Raw genomic sequence first — 20,496 nt, 5'->3', positions numbered from 1 at the left:
GAATCCGACGGACGGACGAGAGCGCCCTACTCGGAGGACGCGTCGGTCACGGTCACGTCGACCACGAGGGACTGAAAGGCTCCCGCCGGGCCGACGAAGCTGCCCTGGAGCGGTGCGGCCTGGGCCGGATCGCGGGCCACCGCGATGCGGATGAGGTCGCGGTTGCCGGTGATGCCGTTGGTGGGATCGAACTCCACCCAGCCCGCCCCGGGGAGGTAGACCTGGCACCAGGCATGGGTCGAGCCGCCGCCCACGTTCCCGGTGCCGTCCGCGTCGGGGGAATAGAGATAGCCGCTGACGAAGCGCGCCGCGAAGCCGAGGGACCGGGCCGCTTCCATCATGAGGAGCGCCAGATCGCGGCAACTGCCCGTGCCGCGGCTGAGGGTCTCGACGGGGGTCTGCACCCCCTCCTCGTCGCGGGCCGCGTAGGTGAACGTGGTCTGGATCGCCCGCGTCATCCAGGTGAGGAGGTCGTAGGTGTCGGTGGGCCCGTCCACCCGCACGAAGCCCTTGGCCCACAGGTCGACGGCGTGCTCCGGATCGGCATAGTGCCGCTCCATGGTGCGGGCGAGGTCGGGCACCTCCTCGGCCTCGTAGGAGAAGGGATAGGTGCGGGCATAGTCCGCGACCTGGTACTCGGGCAGGTTCGCCTGGTAGAGATCGAGGAGGAGACGGCTCTCGAAGCGCAGCGTCGTGGATCTCGCCTCCCCGAAGCTCGCCACCGCCACCGAGTTGCCGAACACGTCGTGCAGCCAGCGGATCCGCTCAGGCGGCGGATCGATGGCGAGCGTCGCCTCGAGGAGCCGCAGGTCGTGGCTGTCGCGCGGCCGCACCATCAGGCGATGGTCGCCGAAGCCCACGGGCTCGGCGTAGGTGTAGGCTGTCACGTGGCGGACGCTGAGGCGCGGCATGGAACTCTCGCGGGGACCTTGGCGCAACGGGCCGGCGGGGGCAGGGTTCCGTCTAGCCCAGGGGATAGGCGGCCTCGACGATGTAAGGCCCGCCGCCGGTCGATTCCCGGGCCGAGTAGAGCGCGACCCGCCGGGCCGTGAAGGCGAGCTTCGGCCCGCCGCCGTGCAGGCTGAGATAAGCGGCGACGTCGGGGGACGAGACGTGACGCAGCCTCGCCAGGGTGACGTGGGGATGGAACTTGCGCTTCTCCGGCGCGAGGCCGACGCGGCGCGCCAGGGCCTCGTGCTCGGCCTGGAGCTCGGACAAGGCGGGGCTCGGGGTCACGGCGGCGAAGACCGCGTGCGGGCGCCCGCCGCCGAAGCTCGCGAGCCCCTCGATGGCGACCGGCACCGCCGCCCGCGCCCGCGTCTCCTCCAGCGCGGCATAGATGTCCGCCGCCACGGCCTCGTCCACGTCGCCGATGAAGCGCAGCGTCACGTGGTAGTTCTCGGGCTCGACCCAGCGCGCTCCCGGCAGGCCGCCGCGACAGCGCGACAGCTCGGCGCCGATCTCGGGCGGGATCTCCAGGCCGGTGAACAGGCGCGGCATCGGGCCTCTCTTAGGAGTGGGGCGGCGGAGCCCGGAGGTAGGCATCCGCGAGCGGTCGAGCAACGGGACCGGCCGGGAGGTGCCGTCGTGCGTGGACAAGCCCCCCCGTCATCCCCGGCCGTAACTGACCGTCAGGTCAGTGGAGGGGAAGGGGATCCAGCATAACTTTATGTCGCGAAGCGACGCTTATTGCCCGTCTAGGGCCCTTCGCGGGCCAAGTCGTGCCGCTTGCGCGGCAGCATCGCTTGCGCTGGATCCCCTTCCCTTCCGCTGACCTGACGGTCAGCTCCAGCCGGGGATGACAGGTCGAGCCTTCTGTGAACCGCCCCTCCGCCCCTCACGGGCATGGATTCGTGTGGCGCAGGTGGATCGCGTCGATGCGCTCCTCCAGCTCGGGCGTGATCCGCAGGTCGATGGAGTCGATGGCGATCTTGAGCTGGTCGAGGGTGGTGGCGCCGATGATGTTCGCGGTGACGAAGCTCCGCGAGGTCACGAAGGCGAGCGCCATCTGGGCCGGATCGAGGCCTATCTCGCGGGCGAGCGCCACGTAGGCGTCGATGGCGGGGGCGGCGCCGGGGGTCTCGTAGCGCTGGAGCCGGTCGAAGAGCTGCTTGCGCGAGCCCTTCGGCAGGGCGCCGCCCTGGTACTTGCCCGTGAGCGAGCCCTGGCCGAGCGGCGAATAGGCCAGAAGCCCGACGTCCTCGCGCAGCGCGATCTCGGCGAGACCCGCCTCGAAGACGCGGTTCACGAGGGAATAGGCGTTCTGGATCGACTGGACGCGGGGCAGGTTCCGGCTCTCGGCCGCGTGGAGGAAGGTCATGAGGCCCCAAGGGCTCTCGTTGGAGATTCCGACATGGCGGATCTTGCCCGCCTTGACGAGGTCGCCGAGCACCTCGAGCGTCTCGGGGATCGGGTTCTCGGGGCCTTGCGTCGGACGGAAGATCACGGGGTTCGAGCCGAACTGCGACACGGCGCGGTCGGGCCAGTGGAGCTGATAGAGGTCGATATAGTCGGTGCGCAGGCGCCGCAGGCTCTTGTCCACCGCCTCCTCGATCTGGCGCCGGTTGAGCTCGCAGGTGGAGCCGTCGTCCCGGAACCAGGTGTTCCCCGAGCGCCCGATCACCTTCGTGGCGAGGATCACCCGGTCACGGGTGCCGCGTGCCTTGAACCAGGTGCCGATGATTTCCTCCGTGCGCCCCTGGGTCTCGGCCTTGGGCGGGATCGGGTAGAGCTCGGCCGTGTCGAAGAAGGTGATGCCCCGGTCCAGCGCCATGTCCATCTGGGCGTGACCCTCGGCCTCGGTGTTCTGCTCGCCCCAGGTCATGGTGCCGAGGCAGAGGGCGCTGACGTCGAGCCCGGTGCGGCCCAAGCGGCGGTATTCCATGGAACTCTCCTCCGGCGGCGGGCCGCCGGTCTCACGGGTGGTGCGCCAGGCCTGGCGCGTCAGGCGGGGCGGAGGCGGGCGATGAATGTCTCCACCGTCGGCAGCATGCGCTCGACGATGATCCTCACCCCCTCCGGGTTGGGATGAATGCCGTCGGCGATGTTCAGGTTTCGCTGCCCCGCCACGCCATCCAGGAAAAAGGGGTAGAGCATGACCCCGTGGGCCCGCGCAATGTCGGGATAGATGGCGTCGAAGCGGGCGGCGTAGTCGGGCCCGAGATTGCGGGAGGCCAGCATGCCCGTGAGAAGCACCGGGATGTTGCGGGCCTTGAGCCGGCGCACGATGGTGTCGAGGGTGGCCTTGGTGGCGGCAGGATCAAGCCCGCGCAGCATGTCGTTGGCGCCGAGCTCCAGGATCACCCCGTCGACCCCCTCCCCCACCGACCAGTCGAGCCGCTCGAGGCCGCCCGCCGCCGTGTCGCCCGAGACGCCCGCGTTCACGATCTCGACATCGTGACCGCGCGCCTTGAGAGCCTGCTGCAGCTGCGTCGGGAAGGCCGCGGCCGCGGGAAGGCCGTAGCCCGCCGTGAGGCTGTCGCCGAGGGCCACCAGCTTCAGGGGGCGCTTGCCCTGCGCCATCGCGGGCCCGGCGAGCGTCGCGGCGAGGATCATGAGGCCCGCGAGGGCCGCGTGGAGCAAACCGTGTTGGCGCATGCTGCGTAAGTCCCCATATGCCGCGGGCCGGCCCGTGCCGGCATCCGCCACCAGATCAACAACTCTCGTCCGCCCCGGCGCGAGACATCGGGTCTTTTCCCATGACCGACAAGGCCATCGCGCTCGAAAACGTCGACCTCAGCCTCGGCAGGGGCGCCGCCCGCGTGCACATCCTCAAGGGCATCTCCCTCGATATCGAGCGGGGCGAGGCCGTGGGGCTGGTGGGGCCGTCGGGCTCGGGCAAATCGACGCTGCTCATGACCATGGCGGGCCTGGAGCGTCCGGATTCGGGGCGGATCGTCGTCGACGGACGCGACCTGTCGGGGCTCGACGAGGACGCGCTGGCGCGTTTTCGCGGACGGCGCATCGGCATCGTCTTCCAGAGCTTCCACCTCGTGCCGACCATGACGGCGCTCGAGAACGTGGCGCTGCCCCTGGAGCTCGCCGGCGAGGCGGACGCCTATCCCCGCGCCATGGCCGAGCTGAAATCCGTGGGGCTCGCCGAGCGCATGAGCCATTACCCGGCCCAGCTCTCCGGCGGCGAGCAGCAGCGCGTCGCCATCGCCCGCGCCATCGCCCCCGATCCCGCGATCCTGGTCGCCGACGAGCCCACGGGCAACCTCGACGAGGGCACCGGCGGCTCCATCGTCGACCTCCTGTTCGCCTTGAAGCGGGACCGGGGCGCCACCCTCGTCCTCGTCACCCACGACCTCGCCCTCGCCCGGCGCTGCGACCGCACGGTGCGCCTGCGCTCCGGCCGCATCGAGACCGACGCGGCCGTTCCGGCCTGACCGAAGGGACCACCCCCTCCATGCACGGCACCCTTTCGGGCTCCCCCGCCGCCCCGGGCCGCTCCGGGCGCCTCCCCCTCGTGCTGCGGCTCGCGCTGCGCGAGCTGCGGGCGGGCCTGAGAGGCTTCGGCATCTTCCTCGCCTGCATCGCGCTCGGGGTCATGGCGATCTCAGGGGTCGCCTCGATTTCGCGCTCGCTCACGGAGGGGCTCGCCCGGGAGGGCCGCAAGATCCTGGGCGGCGACATGGCCTATTCGCTGATCCACCGGGAGGCCACGGACCGCGAGCGGGCGGTGCTCGGGGCGCGGGGGAATCTCTCCGCGATCGCGACCCTGCGCGCCATGGCGAATGCCGGCGACAAGGGCTCCGGGCTCGTGGAACTCAAGGCCGTTGACCGCGCCTACCCGACGGTGGGCGAGCTCGTGAGCGAGCCGCCGCTCCCCGTCGAGGAGCTCCTGGAGACCCGGGACGGCGTCCCCGGGGCCGCCGTCGACCCCGTCCTCCTCGCCCGCCTCGACCTGAAGCTCGGCGACCGCATCAAGCTCGGCACCGCCGACGTGGAGCTTCGCGCCGCGATCCGCTCCGAGCCCGACAAGATCGCGGCGGGCATCGGCTTCGGCCCGCGCCTCCTCGTCTCCACCGATACGCTGCGGGCCACGGGCCTGCTCCAGCCCGGCAGCCTCGTCCGCTGGACCTACCGCCTCGACCTGCCCTCCAACGCCGCGAGCGACGCCGACCTCACCCGCGTCGAGGCCGCGATCGCCCGGGAGGCGCCCGAGGCCGGGTGGGAGGTGCGCTCGCGGGTGAACGCCGATCCGCGCTTTGCCCGCAACATCGAGCGCTTCGCCCAGTTCCTGACGCTTGTGGGGCTCACGGCCCTCATCGTGGGCGGGGTGGGCGTGGCGAACGCGGTGCGCGGCTTCGTCGACGGCAAGCGCGAGACCATCGCAACCTTGAAGAGCCTCGGCGCGCCGGGCTCGCAGGTGGTGGCGATCTATCTCGTGCAGGTCATGCTCATCGCGGGCGTGGGCATTGCCATCGGGCTCGCGCTCGGCGCGGCGCTCCCCTTCGTGCTCGCGGGCACGCTGGGCGAGGCCCTGCCGATCCCCATCGCCCCCACCATCGCTCCCGGCGAGCTCGGGCTCGCCGCGCTCTACGGCGCCCTCACGGCGCTCGCCTTCGCCATCGGTCCCTTGGGCCGGGCCCACGACGTGCAGGTCTCGGGCCTGTTCCGCGACCAGATCGCGCCCGAGCGGCGCTGGCCGCGGCGGCGCTACGTGGTGGCGCTCGTGCTCGCGGTCGGAGCCCTCGTCGCGATCTCGGTGGCGACCGCCTTCGACCGGCGGGTGGCGATGACCTTCATCGCGGCGGCGGCGGGCGCCTTCGTGCTCCTGCGGGTGGTCGCCGTCGGCCTCATGGCGCTCGCGCGCCGCCTGCCGCGCCCGCGCATGGCGGCGCCACGGCTCGCGCTCGCCAACATCCACCGGCCCGGCGCCCTCACGCCCTCCCTCGTCCTGTCGCTCGGCCTCGGCATCACGCTCCTCGTGGCGCTGAGCCTCATCGACGCCAACATGACGCGCCAGCTCACCCAGACCCTGCCCGACAAGGCGCCGAACTTCTTCTTCCTCGACATCCCCAATTCCCAGGCCGCCGAGTTCGACGCGCACCTGAGCGCCGAGGCGCCGGGCGCCCGGATCCAGCGCGTACCGATGATGCGCGGGCGCCTCGTGGCCATCAAGGGCACGCCGGTCGCCGAGATCAAGGCCGCGGAGGACATCGCCTGGGTGCTCGACGGCGACCGGGGCATCACCTACGCGCAGTCGCTCCCCGAGGGCTCAAAGCTCGTCTCGGGGCAGTGGTGGGCGCCCGACCACACCGGCTCGAACCTCGTCTCCTTCGACGAGCGCATCGGCCGGGGCCTGGGGCTCGCCATCGGCGACGAGATCACGGTCAACGTGCTCGGCCGCAACATCACGGCCCGGATCGCCAATTTCCGCCGCGTGGAATGGCGCTCCATCGGCATCAACTTCGTCATGGTATTCTCGCCCAACACCTTCGCGGGCGCGCCCCACACGCACCTGGCCACCGCCACCCTCCCCGAGGGCGCCGACCCCGCCCGCGAGGCCGCGATCCTGCGCGACACCGCCAAGGTCTTCCCCGGCGTGACGAGCGTGCGGGTCAAGGACGCCCTGGAGGCCGTGAACGACGTGGTCTCGCAGCTCATCCTCGCCATCCGAGGCGCGAGCACCATCGCGCTGGCGGCCAGCGTGCTCGTGCTCGCGGGCGCGCTCGCCGCAGGGCATCGCGCGCGTCTCTACGACGCGGTGGTGCTCAAGACCTTGGGAGCCACCCGCGGCCGCCTGCTGCTGGCCTATGCTCTCGAATACGGGGCGCTGGGGCTCGCCACCGCCGCCTTCGGCCTCGTGGCGGGCTCGCTCGCGGGCTGGCTCATCGTGTCGACCATGATGCAGATGGATTTCACGCTCGCGCTGTCGGGCGCCGTCATCGCGGCTGCATCGGCGGTTCTTGTGACGATCACCCTCGGTCTTGTGGGAACTTGGCGAATCCTGAGCCAAAAGCCTGCGCCTTTCCTGCGCAATCTATGAATTCAGCTACTCACAAAACTCCGGCTTTTCCGCGTGGAATGGAAGTTTTGGCGGTTTAGACTTCATTATGCTTCGAAGTTTCGACCGCCGCAGGTTTAGCCTCTTGCGGAGCGATGCGGAAAACCACATATTCCTGGACGACGCCGGAGAACGGCGCACGAGGGTCGCGTGAGCCCGTCAAGATTCATCCACGCGGAGTGTTTCTGAGGACTCCCATGCAACAGCCATACGACACGAACCAGTACACCCAGTACGGCTACGGCGCCCAGGTGCGCTCCCAGGCGGAGATCGACCAGGGCCTGCGCTCGTTCATGCTGGGCGTGTACAACAACATGACGCTCGGCCTCGCCGTGACCGGTGTGGTGGCGCTGGGCTTGTCCATGCTCGCCTTCACGGGCGACGCCTCGCTGGCCTATCAGGCCGGCGGCCGCGCCGTCCGCATGGGCGGCCAGTTCCTGACGCCGCTGGGCTACACCATCTACGGCTCGCCGCTGAAGTGGGTCGTCATGCTGGCGCCGCTGGCCTTCATCTTCCTCTTCTCGTTCCGCATGGAGCAGATGAGCGCCTCGTCGGCGCGCACGACCTTCCTGGCCTTCTCGGCCGTGATGGGCCTGTCGCTCGCCTCGATCTTCGCGATCTACACCGGCCAGTCGATCACGCAGGTGTTCTTCATCACGGCGGCGGCCTTCGGCGGCCTGTCCCTGTGGGGCTACACCACGAAGCGCAGCCTGTCGGGCATGGGCTCGTTCCTGATCATGGGCCTCATCGGCCTGATGATCGCGTCGCTCGTGAACATCTTCATCGCTTCCAGCGCGCTGGCCTTCGCGGTGTCGGTGGTGGGCGTGCTGATCTTCGCGGGCCTCACGGCCTACGATACGCAGCGCCTCAAGGAGATGTATGTCTACGGCGACTTCGACGCCCAGACGGCCTCCAAGGTGTCGATCTTCGGCGCCCTGTCGCTCTACCTGAACTTCATCAACATGTTCCAGATGCTGCTCTCGCTCTTCGGCCAGCGCCAGGAGTAAGCGACACGGCAGACGCGGACCAGACGAGCCCCGGCCTCACGGCCGGGGCTTTTCTTTTATGCCCACGCTTGGGTACACAGGACGGATGACCGTTCTCGTCCGTCCCTCCGCCGCCTCCGACCTCCCCGCCGTCGCCGCGATCTACGCCCATGCGGTCCGCCACGGCACCGCATCCTTCGAGATCGAGCCGCCGGACGAGGCCGAGATCGCGCGGCGGCGGGAGGCGATCCTCGCGGGCGGCTACCCCTACCTCGCAGCCGAGATCGAGGGGGCGGTCGCGGGCTACGCCTATGCGGGCCCCTATCGCACCCGGCCCGCCTACCGCTTCACCGTGGAGGATTCCATCTACGTGGCGCCGGGCCGGCAGGGGTCGGGCGTCGGGCGGGCTCTGCTGGCAGCCCTCGTCGAAGCCTGCGAGACCCTCGGCTTCCGGCAGATGGTCGCGGTGATCGGGGACAGCGGCTCGCGGGGCTCGATCCGCCTGCACGAGAGCCTCGGCTTTCGCCCTGTAGGCGTGCTGGAGGCGATCGGCTACAAGCACGGCCGCTGGCTCGACACCGTGCTCATGCAGCGCACGTTGGGGCACGGCACCGCGACCCCGCCGCAGGAGCGCGCATGACGGATTTCTGCCACGACGACGAGCTCGCCTATCGGCGCAGCCGCACGCCCTCAAGTCCCGGCGAGGGCCTCGCCCTCGACGAGCCCTACCGCCTGGCCCATTTGCCGCTGGTGGCGCCCGCCCACCCGGACGTGATCGCCGCGAAGCCCGGGCGCTCCTACGACATGGGCCGGCACGAGCGGATCTTCTCCCTCGTCCTCCCCGTGCCGCACGAGGCGCTCGCCGCCTCCGAAGGTTACCAGGCGCTCGAGGCCGAGCTGCGGGCCGCGCCCTTCGCCCATAAGCTCGCCTGGGACATCCTGCCCCGCCGCGCGGCGAAGCTCCACGCCACGATCTGCGGCTCGCTCTCCCGCGACACGCCGCCCGTGATCGGCGATGCGGCGCGCCGGGCGCTCGCCGCGATCGGCCCGGTCACGGTCGAGCTGCGGGGGCTGTTCTCGGGCAACGTCAATGTCGGGCGGCTTTATCTGCGCGCCTATCCGGAACGGCGCGCGGGCCGCAACGCCTTCCACGCGCTCCAGGAGGCCATGGGCCGGCCCACGACCGACCTCTACGTGATGGGCCTCCACAACCTCGTCGACCATCTCGACGCCCATGAGGCCGCCGCCCTCGGCACGCTGATCGAGCGCTGGTGGGATCGTCCCATCCTGCGCTGGACGGCGGGGAGCCTCTGGGTTCTGGGAGCGAGCGACGATCTCGTGCTCGACGGACGCGTCGTCGAGGAGATCGCCCTGGGCTGAACCCCCTACTCCACCACCTTGAGCCGCTTCTCCAGGACGCCGAGCACCCGGCGCAGGTCGCCCCCGCGCTTGAGCACGAGGCCCGACTGCGCCACGACAGCATAGGCCCCCTGGCGGCGCGCCAGCCGCGGGTCCTTCTCGACCCGGTAGAGCGGCATCTCGGAGGTGCGGCGGTAGATCTTGAACGTCGCCTTGTCGCGGGCGAAGTCGATGGCGTAGTCCCGCCACTCGCCTTCCGCCACCTTGCGGCCGTAGACGTGCAGGATCTCGCGCAATTCGTCCCGGTTGAAGGTCACCTGTTTCGGCGCGGCGCCGGGAAAGGGGATGACCCCCTGCCCCCCGCCGCGCGTGGGCTCTGCGATCTCGCCCTCGCTCATCATGCCTCCCTGGGGCACCGTCGTCCGTGAGGCGTCTCGCGCTCACGCAGGGGACGGCGCCGCGATGGATCCGCCACGCGCCGCGCCCCTGATGGGACCGCGGCTCCGGCCGCCGGATGCGGCTCATTCTTCTCCAATGATGGGCCCGCCCCCTCCCCCGCGCAAGCGCCGCGGCCCCCGCGCCGGTCGGGTTTTCCCCGCCACCACACTTTCGCCCCCGTCGCGCCATGCGAGGGCCGCAGCGAATCAGTAGACCTACCGACATGCCTCGACGGCCCGGCGCCCGCCGCACCGGACAGTCAGCCCCCCAGCCCCCCGGGGTTCGTGGGACCGGGCCATACTCGCAAGAGGTCGAGGCAGGGCCGCCGCAAGGCGGCCCTTTTCGTTGGCCCTAGCCGCGCGCCTGGCCGTGATATTCGGCGTTGGGCCGCATGTCGGTGGCCGACGCCATCCGGTTCGACATGTTGTAGAACGAGGCCACCGCCGCGATGTCCCAGATGTCGCGGTCCGTGAAGCCCGCGGCGCGCAGAGCCTCCCGGTGCGGCTCCTCGATCGACCAGGGCGCGTCGGTGACCCGCACGGCGAAATCGAGCATGGCGCGGTGGCGCGGCTCGAGGTCCGCGGCACGGTGGTTCATCACCAGCATCTCGCCGAGCACCGCGTCGCCCGACAGGCCCCGCACCGCGGCGCCGTGGGCCGTGAGGCAGTAATAGCAGCGGTTCTGGCTCGACACGACGACCGCGATCATCTCCCGCTCGAGCTTCGAGAGGCCCGAGGGACCGAGCATCAGGTCGTTGTAGAAGGCCACGAAGGCCTCGAGCTTCGCGTTGTCGTGGGCATAGGCCCGCAGGACGTTGGGCACGAAGCCGATCTTCTCGTCGCACTTGGCGAAATAGGCCCGCATGGGCTCGGACAGCTCGGCCTGGGGCAGGTCGAGCGCCGTGGCCTGGCCGCCGTCCTCCTGGCGCTTGGGCCGTACCCCCGCCTCGGGCTTGCGCGCCCGCTCGCCGCCGTTCGATGCGCTCATCAGATCCTCCCTGATCATCCCTCATCGATACGACGGCACCGGGCCGCAGCGCCAGACCGCCCGCGATGCGCGCCAGCGCACCGCGCCCAGGGAGCACGCCCCTACGACGAAGGTTGCAGGCGCCGCGTCTCTGTGCGAACCCTCCCGCGAACCGACAGCGTTGGACGGGCCGGCCGCAAGGAGCGCCGCCCGCGAGACCGAAGGGGGAAGAGCACGGCATGGACACCTCGATCGAGCAGGGCACCGTCATGCCCGTCGCCCAAGCCGCGGAGATCGCCGAGAGCCGGGACGGGCCCATGGCGGCGGACCTCGTCCGGGCCCTCTTCGGTCGGGTTCCCGTCGAGGACCTCGCGCCCTACCGGCCCGAGGCGCTGGCCGATCTCGCGGGCCGGGCCGTGGAGCACCTGCGCGCCCCCCGCCGCGCCCCCGCCCCCGACATCGTGCTCTACGACATCGAGATCGAGGTCGAGGGGCGCCGCCGGGAGATCACGATCCTGGAGGCGGTGAACCGCAACGTTCCCTTCCTGCTCGACTCGACACTCGCCGAGATCGTCGACCAGGGCTACGAGCCCCGCCTCGTCGCTCACCCGATCCTCGCGGTGGAGCGCGGAACGGAGGGCGGCCTCGACCGCATCCTGGGCGAGGCCACGGCCGCGAGCCCCTCGCAGGTCTCCCGCGAGAGCCTCATCCACATCCATCTCGACTTCATCGACGACGGGGCCGCCCGCGAGCGCCTCGTCGACAGCCTGCGCAAGACCTACGAGGACGTCACCGTCGCGGTCTCGGACTGGCCGCAGATGCGCGCGCGCATCGACGAGGCCATCGCGTCCTACCGCTCCAGCCGCCTGCCGCTCCCCGCCGACGAGGTGGCCGAGGCGGTGGCGTTCCTGGAATGGATCGCGGCCGACAACTTCACCTTCCTCGGCGTGCGCGCCTACCGCTTCCCCGACGGCGACGTGGCGGCCGATCCCGTCGAGGGGTCGGGCCTCGGCATCCTGCGCAAGCCCGAGGTGAAGGTGCTGCGCCGCGGGCGCGAGCTCGTGGTGATGACCCAGGAGGTGCGCGACTTCCTCAAGCGCCCGCAGGCGCTCATCATCACCAAGGCCAACGTGAAGTCCCGGGTGCACCGCCGGGTGCACCTCGACTATGTCGGCGTGAAGCTGTTCTCGCCCGACGGCCGGCTCGAAGGCGAGCTGCGCATCATCGGCCTCTTCACGTCGAGCGCCTATACCCGCTCGACCGGGGCCGTTCCTTATCTCCGCCACAAGGTGGCGCGCGTCGTCGCCCGGGCGGGCTTCGACCCGGCGAGCCATGCGGGGCGCGCGCTCCTCAACGTGCTGGAGAGCTATCCCCGCGACGAGCTCGTCCAGGTCGACGAGGACACGCTCTACCGCTTCGCGCTGGACATCATGGGCCTCTCCGAGCGCCCGACCATCCGGGCGCTCGCCAGGCCCGACGAGTTCAACCGCTTCGTCTCGGTCCTCGTCTTCATCCCCAAGGACCGCTACGACACGAATGTCCGCCGCCGGGTCGGCGAGTTCCTGGCGGGGGTCTACCAGGGCCGCATCTCGGCCGCCTACCCGGCCTACCCGGAAGGTCCCCTCTCGCGCACCCACTACATCGTGGGCCGGGACGAGGGCACGACGCCGTCCGTCACCCGGGAGACCTTGGAGGCGGGCATTCGCGCCATCGTGCGCACCTGGACGGATTCGCTGCGCGAGACGCTGGTGGACTCCATCGGCGGGACCCGCGCGCGCAGCCTGGCGACGCGCTATGCCGACGCCTTCAGCGCCGCCTATCGCGAGGCCTTCGACGCCGCCACCGCCATCGACGACATCGCGACCCTGGAGCGCCTCTCCGAGAGCCGCCCCCGCGCCGTCGACCTCTACCGCCGCGAGGGCGACCCGCGCACGCGGATCAACCTGAAGGTCTTCTCCCGGGGCGCCGACCTCACCCTCTCCGAGCGCGTGCCGCTTCTGGAGAACCTGGGCTTACGGGTGGTGAACGAGCGCACCTACCAGATCGCCCCGGGCGGCGAGCGCATCTGGCTTCACGACATGGCGCTGGAGCGCGCCGCCGGCGGCGAGATCGACATCGCGGCGATCGAGCGCCCCATTGAGGCGGCCCTCCTCGCCCTCCTGCGCGGCCTCGCCGAGTCCGACGGCTACAACAGGCTGGTGCTGGAGGCGGGCCTAGGGTGGCGCGACGTCGCCATGGTGCGGGCGCTCGGCCTCTATCTGCGCCAGATCCGCGTTCCCTACGGCCAGGACTACATCGCCGCGACGCTCGCCCGCCATCCGGCCATCGCGACCCGCATCGTGGCCCTGTTCTATGCCCGCTTCGACCCGCGCGCCGAGGACCACGGCCCCCGCGCCCCGGGCGAGGCCGCCGTGCGGGCCGAGATCGAGACCCTGCTCGCCGCCGTCACGAGCCTCGACGACGACCGCATCCTGCGCCACCTCGTGAATCTCATCGAGGCGGCGGTGCGCACCAACTTCTTCCAGATCGACGACAACGGCCTGCCGCGCACCACCATCGCCTTCAAGCTCGAGTGCGCCCGCGTGGAGAAGATGCCGCTGCCGCGGCCGCTCTACGAGATCTTCGTCTACAGCCCCCGGGTCGAGGGCGTGCACCTGCGCTTCGGCAAGGTGGCGCGCGGGGGCCTGCGCTGGTCCGACCGGCCGCAGGATTTCCGCACCGAGGTGCTGGGCCTCGTGAAGGCGCAGCAGGTGAAGAACGCCGTCATCGTGCCGGTGGGCGCCAAGGGCGGCTTCGTGCCAAAGCGCCTGCCCCCGGCCTCCGACCGGGCCGCCTGGATGGCGGAGGGCACGGAGAGCTACCGCATCTTCATCCGCACGCTCCTCCAGCTCACCGACAACATCGTGGGCGAGCACATCGTCCCGCCCGCCGACACCGTGCGCCACGACGGCGAGGACGCCTATCTCGTGGTGGCGGCCGACAAGGGTACCGCCACCTTCTCCGACACGGCGAACGCCATCTCGATCGAGAAGGGCCACTGGCTCGGCGACGCCTTCGCCTCCGGCGGCTCGCAGGGCTACGACCACAAGGCCATGGGCATCACGGCGCGCGGCGCCTGGGAGGCCGTGAAGCGCCATTTCCGCGAGATGGACGTCGACATCCAGACCACGCCCTTCACGGTGGCGGGGGTGGGCGACATGTCGGGCGACGTGTTCGGCAACGGGATGCTGCTCTCGCCTGGCATCCGCCTCGTCGCCGCCTTCGACCACCGCGACATCTTCCTCGATCCCGATCCGGACCCCGCCCGCTCGCTCGCCGAGCGCACGCGGCTCTTCGCCCTGCCCCGCTCCAGCTGGGCGGACTATGACGGGAGCCTGATCTCGGCGGGCGGCGGCGTGTTCTCGCGCTCGGCGAAATCCATCCCCCTGTCGGCTCCGGCGCGGGCGCTGCTCGGCCTCGACAAGGCCGAGGCGACGCCGGCCGAGGTGATGAACGCGATCCTGAAGGCGCCCGTGGACCTCCTATGGTTCGGCGGCATCGGCACCTATGTCCGCGCCACCTCCGAGACCGACGAGGCCGCGGGCGACCGGGCCAACGACGCCATCCGCGTCACGGGCGCCGAGATCCGCGCCCGGGTCATCGGCGAAGGCGCCAATCTCGGTCTCACCCAGCTCGGGCGCATCGAGGCGGCGCGTGCGGGCGTCCGCCTCAACACGGACGCGATCGACAACTCGGCGGGCGTGAACACCTCCGACGTCGAGGTGAATATCAAGATCGGCCTGAGCGTCCCTGAGCGCGACGGCCGCCTCGACGAGACCGCCCGCAACAGCCTGCTCGCCGAGATGACCGACGAGGTCGGCCGCCTGGTGCTGCGCAACAACTACCTCCAGAGCCTCGCCCTTTCGCTGTCCGAGGTGAAGGGCGCGGGCGATCTCGGCTTCGTCCAGCGCCTGATGCAGGGGCTGGAGCGCGAGGGACGCCTCGACCGCGACGTGGAGTTCCTGCCCAGCGACGCCGCGCTTGCGGAGCGCGGGCGCCAGGGGGTCGGCCTCACCCGGCCGGAGCTCGCGGTGCTGCTGGCCTATGCCAAACTCTCGCTCTACGACCGGCTCCTGGAGAGCACGGTGCCCGACGATCCCTATCTCGGCCGGGAGCTGGAGCGCTACTTCCCCGACGAGATGCGCAGGCGCTTCCCGGACGCCATCGCGGGCCACCGCCTGCGCCGCGAGATCATCGCGACCCAGCTCTCCAACGCCATCGTCAACCGGGGCGGGCCGACCATCATCAGCCGGCTCGCGGATCAGACCGGCGCCGACGCCCCCACCATCGCGGCCGCCTATGCCGCGACCCGGGACGCCTTCGGCCTCGTGGAGCTCAACGGCGCGGTCGACGCCCTCGACGCCCGGGTGGCGGGCGCCGTGCAGCTGCGGCTCTACGGCGAGCTGCAGGACCTCCTCATGAACCGGATCGTCTGGTTCATCCGCAACGTCGACTTCACGGCCGCTCCCCTCGACGACGTGGTGGGCCGCTACCGGGACGGCATCGCGGCGCTCGCGGGCGGCCTCGACCTGGCCTTGAGCGCACCCGCAAGGGCCGCCCTCGACGCCCGCGCCGGGGCGCTCGCCGCGCAAGGCGCGCCCGCGGATCTCGCCCGCCGCATCGCCGCCCTGCCGATCCTCGTGGCGGGGCCGGACGTGGTGCTCGTCGCCACCCGCACGGGCCATCCCATCGCCGAGATCGCCTCGACGCATTTCGCCGTCGACGACGCCTTCCGCCTCGGCGCGCTCGCGGAGGCCGCGCGCGGGGTGGTGGTGACGGACTACTTCGACCGCCTGGCCCTGGACCGGGCGGTGGACGCCATCGCGGCCGCCCATCGCCGCCTCACCGCCGAGGTGGTGGCCCATGGCGGGCACGGCCCCGACGCGGTGGCGGCCTGGAGCGCCGCCCGCGGCGCCGACGTCGCCCGCATCCGGGCCGGGGTCGAAGGCATCGTGGCCTCGGGGCTGACCCTGTCGAAGCTCACGGTGGCCTCGAGCCTGCTCGGCGACCTGGCGCGCGGATGAGCGCCACGCCCCCGAGCCCAGGCCCCGCGGCCGCCGACCCCGTCTCGTACCCGCCGCGGCGCGCCATCGCGGGGTGGGCCCTGTTCGACTGGGCCTGCCAGCCGTTCTTCACCCTCGTCACCACCTTCGTCTTCGCCCCGTTCTTCGCCGCCGCGCTCACCCCCGATCCGGTGGAGGGCCAGGCGCTCTGGGGCTACGCGACGGCGGCGGCGGGCCTGTGCCTGGCCCTGCTCTCGCCGGTGCTCGGCAGCGTCGCGGATGCCGCCGGTCCCCGCAAACCCTGGATCGCGGCCTGCGGCGCCGTGCTGAGCGTCGCCTGCGCGGCCCTGTGGTTCGCAGCACCCGGGGCCGCCTTCGCGGTGCCCATCGCCCTCGTGGCCTTCGCCTTCGCCACGATCGCGGCCGAGGTCGCGGCCGTGTTCAACAATGCCATGATGCCTTTCCTCGTGCCCCCTGAGCGCCTGGGGCGCCTGTCGGGCCTGGGCTGGGCGCTGGGATATGCCGGAGGGCTCCTCTCCCTCGTCATCGTGCTGGGCTTCCTCGCCGCGACGCCCGAGACGGGGCGCACCTATTTCGGCATCGAGCCCCTGTTCGGCCTCGACCCCGCGGTGCGCGAGGGCGACCGGATCGTGGGGCCGCTCTCGGCCGCCTGGTTCCTGGTCTTCGTCATCCCGATGTTCCTCTTCACGCCCGACGTCCCCCGCACCGGCCGGCGCTGGCGCGAGGCGGCGTCGGAGGGGGTCGCGCGCCTGCGCGACACCATCGTGGAGGCGCGCCGCGACGGCGGGATCATCCGGTTCCTCGCCGCCAACATGGTCTACCAGGACGGCCTCGTGGCGCTCTTCGCCTTCGGCGGCATCTACGGCGCGGGCGTGTTCGGCTGGGGCGCGACGGAGCTTGGCGTGTTCGGGATCCTGCTCACGATCACGGGCACGATCGGGGCGCTGATCGGCGGGCGGCTCGACGACCGGCTGGGGCCGAAGCGCGTGATCCTCGGGGGACTCGCGCTGCTGGCGCTGGTCTGCGTCGGCATCCTGTCGCTCGGGCGCGACCATGTGGGCTTCGTCGTCGCCACCGCGCCGCCAGCGCCGGGCGACGGGCTCTATGGCAGCCTGCCGGAGAAGTGCTTCGTCGCGCTCGGCCTCGTCATCGGCGCGGTGGCGGGCCCCGTCCAGGCGGGCTCGCGCAGCCTGCTTGCCCGCATCGTGCCGCCAGGGGACGCGGGCCGCTATTTCGGGCTCCTCGCGCTCTCGGGCAAGGTCACCTCCTTCATGGCGCCGCTCTGCGTCGCCCTCGCTACCGACCTCGCCGGCAGCCAGTCGGCAGGCTTGGCCGTGCTGATCGCCTTCTTCGCCGCAGGCGCGGTCCTGCTCGCGCCCGTGCCGGTGCGGCGCGCCTCAGCCTAGGGTGACGGCGGTGCCCGAGGCGGTCACCATCATCATGCTCTCGTTCGAGCCGACGGCCCCATAGTCGAGATCGACCCCGATCACAGCGTTGGCGCCAAGCCGCTGCGCCTCGTCCATCATCTCGCGAAGCGCCGTGTCACGCCCGCCGCGCAGCACCTTCTCGTAGGAGCCCGAGCGCCCGCCCACCACGTCGCGGATCGAGGCGAAGAAGTCGCGGAACACGTTGGCGCCGAAGATCGCCTCGCCCGTGACGATCCCGTGATAGGCGACGACCCGGCGGCCCTCGACGTTGTTGGTCGTGGTGACGATCATGACGGCTCCTCCTGTTGGCCTCCCTCAGATGGGCGCGGGGACAGCCCTTGCCAAGCTTGAGGCCTTAGGCGGTCGCCGCCTGCGGGTGGCGTTCGACGAGGGCGCGGCGGAGCTTCTCCAGGGCGCGGTTCTCGATCTGGCGCACGCGCTCCTTCGAGATGCCGAGCTTGTCGCCGAGGCTCTCCAGGGTCGCCTGCTCCTCCGAGAGGCGCCGCTCGCGCACGATGCGCAGCTCCCGCTCGTTGAGCACGGAGAGCGCGCCGCGCAGCCAGCGCAGGCGCCGGTCCCCGTCGATGGACTCGCTCACGGTCTCGTCGGGCAGGGGCGCGGTGCAGACGAGGAAGTCCATGCGCTCGGCCGAGGAGCCCGCCTCGCCCTCCAGCACGGGGGCGTTGAGCGAGGCGTCGGGCCCGGAGAGCCGGGCGTCCATGACCGCGACGTCCTCGCGCGAGACGCCGATCGCCTCTGCGATCTCGCCGTAGAAGCGGTCGGCGACCCGCTCCTCGCCGCCGCGGGTGAGCTTGGCGCGCAGGCGCCGCAGGTTGAAGAACAGGGCCTTCTGGGCCGACGACGTGCCCCCGCGCACGATCGACCAGTTGCGCAGGATGTAGTCCTGGATCGAGGCGCGGATCCACCAGGTCGCGTAGGTCGAGAAGCGCACCTCCCGCTCCGGCTCGAAGCGCGCGGCCGCCTCCAGGAGCCCGACATGCCCCTCCTGGACGAGATCGCCCATGGGCAGGCCGTAATGGCGGTAGCGCGCCGCGATGGCGATCACGAGACGCATGTGGGAGGCGGCGAGCCGGTGCAGCGCGGACTGGTCGTGGGTCTCGCGCCAGCGCACGGCCAGACCCCGCTCCTCCTCGCGTTCGAGGAACGGCGCGTCCATGGCGGCGCGTACGAAGCGTCGACGGATCCCGGCACTGTCCCCCATGGGGTCCTCCCTGCGCGTTTATACGCAGTTCTACGGAGGACCCGCGGATTTGGATCACCGCCCGAATCAATCGTGGCGAAATAAATCAGGGAGGCGTCGCGGCAAGGGTTCAGGCTGGAGATGCCCCAGACGGATTTGCATGGCTGCCATGCAGGCGTCGCGACAGGGCTCGTTACCACACGACCAGACAGGCGCAAAGAAAAACCCGGCCGAAGCCGGGTTTTTGAACCTGAAGAATGAGACGGGCGTGTTTACGCCGCCTCCTCCTGCATGTCGTCCGTGTCGGCCTCCACCTCGGCCTCAGCCTCGGCGCCCTTCACGCGGCGCGGCGACTTGGCGAGGCTGCCCTCGATGAGCTTGAGGGCCTCGGTCTCGGTGATGCGGTTCACCGTCGAGATCTCGCGCACGACCCGGTCGAGGGCGGATTCGTAGAGCTGGCGCTCGCTGTAGGACTGCTCGGGCTGGGCCTCGGAGCGGTGCAGGTCGCGCACGACCTCGGTGATGGCGAGCAGGTCGCCCGAATTGATCTTCGCCTCGTATTCCTGGGCGCGGCGCGACCACATGGTGCGCTTCACCCGGGCGCGGCCGGTGAGGGTGTCGAGGGCCTTCTGCACCAGGTCCGGCTCGGCGAGCTTGCGCATGCCGACGGTCGCGGCCTTGGCGGTGGGAACGCGCAGGACCATCTTGTCCTTCTCGAAGCTGACGACGTACAGCTCAAGCTTGAAGCCGGCGATCTCTTGCTCTTCGATCGCGGTGATGTGCCCGACGCCGTGGGCCGGATACACGATCGCTTCGCCAGCTTTGAACGCTTGACGCGGTGCAGTCTTCTTGACGGTCGTCATGCGAGGAAGGCCTCCTGCTGCATGTCCGTGGCTCGATCCACGAACGTCTCGCCGCGCGGGGATGCGTCGGCGCAAAACTCATCAAGCGGCGGTCCGGCGAAGGAATCCGCCCCTTGTCCCCAGACTTGGGCCAAAACGACAAAAGCCCTGAGCCCTTCGTCAGGATAGGATCTATCCATGGCGGGGGCCGCGTCGACCTCTCTTCGGCGGTGGTGGTGCTCTGTGCGGCGTGACGCGTCGGGGCTCAATCGACGGCAGATGTGAAAAGTACCACACATCGACGCAAAAATCAAAAGGTTGCAGCGCGGCATTGACGGGAAAATCGCCGATCCGCGGGATTTGCGTCGAATCGCCCCCTCGCAGGGGGCCTAAAGGCGCAGCCAAGCTCGAACGTGACGGCGCGCGCCGGAGCGGCGCGTCAATCGCCCTCGCCGGGATTGGCGGAGAAGTACTTGTCGTACTTGCCGGGCTGGCCGTCGAAGGACTTGGCGTCGGCGGGCGCGTCCTTCTTCTGGGTGATGTTGGGCCAGCTCTTGGCGAGATCGGCGTTGATCTTCAGCCACTGCTCCAGGCCCGGCTCCGTGTCGGGCTTGATGGCCTCGGCGGGGCACTCGGGCTCGCAGACCCCGCAATCGATGCACTCGTCGGGGTGGATGACGAGCATGTTCTCGCCCTCGTAGAAGCAGTCCACCGGGCAGACCTCGACGCAGTCCATGTACTTGCACTTGATGCAGTTCTCGGTGACGACGTAGGTCATGCCCTTGGGGTCCTCTGGTACGCGGGACGGATCTGGCGCGATCCTAACGGGACGCGCCGGGCCCGGCGAGGGCGCATCGTGCCACGGCCGGGGTGAAAAAGGCGTCTAGCGGCTGCGATTTTGCGGCGCAAGCCCGCGGGCCGGCTTACGACGAAGCGGCATCCTCGTAGAGCTCACGCGCCTGCGTCGCCGATCCCCGGCGCTCGCCGAGATCGATGACCCGCACCGCCGCCGTGCCATGCGGGGCCGCCACCGTGACCACGTCGCCCACGGCCAGGGCCTTGGCGGCGTTCTCGCAGCGCTGGCCGTTCACCCGCACATAGCCGTCGGTCACGAGGCGGGCCGCCATGGAGCGGGTGCGCGCGAAGCGAGCGTACCAGAGCCACTTGTCGAGCCGCTGCCGGTCCTCGCGCACGCCCAGCCT

The 20,496-nt window shown here is 70.8% G+C and carries 18 protein-coding genes; 7 read left to right on the top strand and 11 right to left on the bottom strand.

What is annotated here, in order from left to right:
• Positions 1-26: 26 nt before the first annotated feature.
• The 4 genes from F0L46_RS11715 to F0L46_RS11700 all read right to left on the bottom strand — a co-directional run bounded on the left by F0L46_RS11715 (position 27) and on the right by F0L46_RS11700 (position 3,597).
• The gene (locus tag F0L46_RS11715) at positions 27-911 is read right to left on the bottom strand and encodes a transglutaminase family protein (RefSeq protein ID WP_149817684.1); all 885 of its coding nucleotides are present in this window, start codon (positions 909-911) and stop codon (positions 27-29) included.
• Between the two features lie 52 nt (positions 912-963).
• A complete protein-coding gene (thpR, locus tag F0L46_RS11710) occupies positions 964-1,500 on the bottom strand; it encodes an RNA 2',3'-cyclic phosphodiesterase (RefSeq protein ID WP_149817682.1) in 537 nt (178 codons plus the stop codon).
• A gap of 337 nt (positions 1,501-1,837) precedes the next feature.
• Entirely contained in the window at positions 1,838-2,884 is a 1,047-nt protein-coding gene (locus F0L46_RS11705) for an aldo/keto reductase (RefSeq protein WP_149817680.1), read from the bottom strand.
• A 59-nt stretch (positions 2,885-2,943) separates the two neighbouring features.
• Positions 2,944-3,597, bottom strand: coding sequence for an arylesterase (locus F0L46_RS11700; protein ID WP_149817678.1), 654 nt, complete (start codon positions 3,595-3,597; stop codon positions 2,944-2,946).
• A 101-nt stretch (positions 3,598-3,698) separates the two neighbouring features.
• On the opposite strand from F0L46_RS11700, the gene F0L46_RS11695 reads away from it, so the two are divergent.
• From F0L46_RS11695 to F0L46_RS11675, 5 genes are all read left to right on the top strand, one after another.
• Entirely contained in the window at positions 3,699-4,388 is a 690-nt protein-coding gene (locus F0L46_RS11695) for an ABC transporter ATP-binding protein (RefSeq protein WP_149817676.1), read from the top strand.
• A gap of 20 nt (positions 4,389-4,408) precedes the next feature.
• Positions 4,409-6,994, top strand: a complete 2,586-nt coding sequence (locus F0L46_RS11690) for an ABC transporter permease (RefSeq protein ID WP_149817674.1) — start codon at positions 4,409-4,411, stop codon at positions 6,992-6,994.
• A 215-nt stretch (positions 6,995-7,209) separates the two neighbouring features.
• The gene (locus F0L46_RS11685; protein WP_149817672.1) at positions 7,210-8,019 is read left to right on the top strand and encodes a Bax inhibitor-1/YccA family protein; all 810 of its coding nucleotides are present in this window, start codon (positions 7,210-7,212) and stop codon (positions 8,017-8,019) included.
• An 85-nt stretch (positions 8,020-8,104) separates the two neighbouring features.
• Positions 8,105-8,638, top strand: coding sequence for a GNAT family N-acetyltransferase (locus tag F0L46_RS11680; protein ID WP_149817670.1), 534 nt, complete (start codon positions 8,105-8,107; stop codon positions 8,636-8,638).
• Entirely contained in the window at positions 8,635-9,378 is a 744-nt protein-coding gene (locus tag F0L46_RS11675; RefSeq protein WP_149817668.1) for a hypothetical protein, read from the top strand. Before F0L46_RS11680 ends, F0L46_RS11675 begins: the two co-directional genes overlap by 4 nt.
• Positions 9,379-9,383: 5 nt before the next feature.
• On the opposite strand, the gene F0L46_RS11670 is transcribed toward F0L46_RS11675, so the two are convergent.
• Both F0L46_RS11670 and F0L46_RS11665 read right to left on the bottom strand, forming a co-directional pair.
• A complete protein-coding gene (locus F0L46_RS11670) occupies positions 9,384-9,755 on the bottom strand; it encodes a DUF2794 domain-containing protein (RefSeq protein ID WP_149817666.1) in 372 nt (123 codons plus the stop codon).
• Between the two features lie 391 nt (positions 9,756-10,146).
• Entirely contained in the window at positions 10,147-10,782 is a 636-nt protein-coding gene (locus F0L46_RS11665) for a peroxidase-related enzyme (protein WP_149817664.1), read from the bottom strand.
• Positions 10,783-11,000: 218 nt separating this feature from the next.
• Here F0L46_RS11665 and F0L46_RS11660 point away from each other — a divergent pair, with 218 nt between their 5' ends.
• Positions 11,001-15,824 (top strand): NAD-glutamate dehydrogenase, encoded by a 4,824-nt coding sequence (locus tag F0L46_RS11660; RefSeq protein WP_149817662.1) that lies wholly within the window; start codon positions 11,001-11,003, stop codon positions 15,822-15,824.
• Complete coding sequence (locus tag F0L46_RS11655) at positions 15,821-17,230, top strand: MFS transporter (protein ID WP_149817660.1); 1,410 nt, start codon at positions 15,821-15,823, stop codon at positions 17,228-17,230. Before F0L46_RS11660 ends, F0L46_RS11655 begins: the two co-directional genes overlap by 4 nt.
• Here F0L46_RS11655 and F0L46_RS11650 read toward each other — a convergent pair.
• The 5 genes from F0L46_RS11650 to F0L46_RS11630 all read right to left on the bottom strand — a co-directional run bounded on the left by F0L46_RS11650 (position 17,222) and on the right by F0L46_RS11630 (position 20,487).
• On the bottom strand, positions 17,222-17,542 hold the full coding sequence (locus F0L46_RS11650) for a heavy metal-binding domain-containing protein (protein WP_149817658.1): 321 nt from the start codon (positions 17,540-17,542) through the stop codon (positions 17,222-17,224). The genes F0L46_RS11655 and F0L46_RS11650 overlap by 9 nt on opposite strands.
• Before the next feature lie 64 nt (positions 17,543-17,606).
• Positions 17,607-18,473: an RNA polymerase factor sigma-32 gene (locus F0L46_RS11645; RefSeq protein ID WP_149817656.1), complete on the bottom strand. Its 867-nt coding sequence runs from the start codon at positions 18,471-18,473 to the stop codon at positions 17,607-17,609.
• A 251-nt stretch (positions 18,474-18,724) separates the two neighbouring features.
• Positions 18,725-19,315: a CarD family transcriptional regulator gene (locus tag F0L46_RS11640; RefSeq protein WP_149817654.1), complete on the bottom strand. Its 591-nt coding sequence runs from the start codon at positions 19,313-19,315 to the stop codon at positions 18,725-18,727.
• Positions 19,316-19,733: 418 nt separating this feature from the next.
• Positions 19,734-20,072, bottom strand: coding sequence for a ferredoxin FdxA (gene fdxA, locus F0L46_RS11635; protein WP_149817652.1), 339 nt, complete (start codon positions 20,070-20,072; stop codon positions 19,734-19,736).
• A gap of 145 nt (positions 20,073-20,217) precedes the next feature.
• The gene (locus F0L46_RS11630; protein WP_149817651.1) at positions 20,218-20,487 is read right to left on the bottom strand and encodes an RNA-binding S4 domain-containing protein; all 270 of its coding nucleotides are present in this window, start codon (positions 20,485-20,487) and stop codon (positions 20,218-20,220) included.
• Positions 20,488-20,496 lie beyond the last annotated feature (9 nt).

The sequence above is a fragment of the Salinarimonas soli genome, from assembly GCF_008386575.1.
GTDB lineage: Bacteria > Pseudomonadota > Alphaproteobacteria > Rhizobiales > Beijerinckiaceae > Salinarimonas_A > Salinarimonas_A soli.
This window is presented reverse-complemented; position numbering and strand designations above follow the sequence as displayed.

Bases quoted from the DNA above. Each gene is read 5' to 3' on its own strand.
- F0L46_RS11695 (WP_149817676.1), top strand. From the start codon at position 3,699: ATGACCGACAAGGCCATCGCGCTCGAAAACGTCGACCTCAGCCTCGGC.
- F0L46_RS11650 (WP_149817658.1), bottom strand. From the start codon at position 17,542: ATGATCGTCACCACGACCAACAACGTCGAGGGCCGCCGGGTCGTCGCC.
- F0L46_RS11680 (WP_149817670.1), top strand. From the start codon at position 8,105: ATGACCGTTCTCGTCCGTCCCTCCGCCGCCTCCGACCTCCCCGCCGTC.
- F0L46_RS11700 (WP_149817678.1), bottom strand. From the start codon at position 3,597: ATGCGCCAACACGGTTTGCTCCACGCGGCCCTCGCGGGCCTCATGATC.
- fdxA (WP_149817652.1), bottom strand. From the start codon at position 20,072: ATGACCTACGTCGTCACCGAGAACTGCATCAAGTGCAAGTACATGGAC.
- F0L46_RS11655 (WP_149817660.1), top strand. From the start codon at position 15,821: ATGAGCGCCACGCCCCCGAGCCCAGGCCCCGCGGCCGCCGACCCCGTC.
- F0L46_RS11715 (WP_149817684.1), bottom strand. From the start codon at position 911: ATGCCGCGCCTCAGCGTCCGCCACGTGACAGCCTACACCTACGCCGAG.
- F0L46_RS11645 (WP_149817656.1), bottom strand. From the start codon at position 18,473: ATGGGGGACAGTGCCGGGATCCGTCGACGCTTCGTACGCGCCGCCATG.
- F0L46_RS11685 (WP_149817672.1), top strand. From the start codon at position 7,210: ATGCAACAGCCATACGACACGAACCAGTACACCCAGTACGGCTACGGC.
- F0L46_RS11660 (WP_149817662.1), top strand. From the start codon at position 11,001: ATGGACACCTCGATCGAGCAGGGCACCGTCATGCCCGTCGCCCAAGCC.
- F0L46_RS11690 (WP_149817674.1), top strand. From the start codon at position 4,409: ATGCACGGCACCCTTTCGGGCTCCCCCGCCGCCCCGGGCCGCTCCGGG.
- F0L46_RS11640 (WP_149817654.1), bottom strand. From the start codon at position 19,315: ATGACGACCGTCAAGAAGACTGCACCGCGTCAAGCGTTCAAAGCTGGC.
- thpR (WP_149817682.1), bottom strand. From the start codon at position 1,500: ATGCCGCGCCTGTTCACCGGCCTGGAGATCCCGCCCGAGATCGGCGCC.
- F0L46_RS11670 (WP_149817666.1), bottom strand. From the start codon at position 9,755: ATGAGCGAGGGCGAGATCGCAGAGCCCACGCGCGGCGGGGGGCAGGGG.
- F0L46_RS11705 (WP_149817680.1), bottom strand. From the start codon at position 2,884: ATGGAATACCGCCGCTTGGGCCGCACCGGGCTCGACGTCAGCGCCCTC.
- F0L46_RS11675 (WP_149817668.1), top strand. From the start codon at position 8,635: ATGACGGATTTCTGCCACGACGACGAGCTCGCCTATCGGCGCAGCCGC.
- F0L46_RS11665 (WP_149817664.1), bottom strand. From the start codon at position 10,782: ATGAGCGCATCGAACGGCGGCGAGCGGGCGCGCAAGCCCGAGGCGGGG.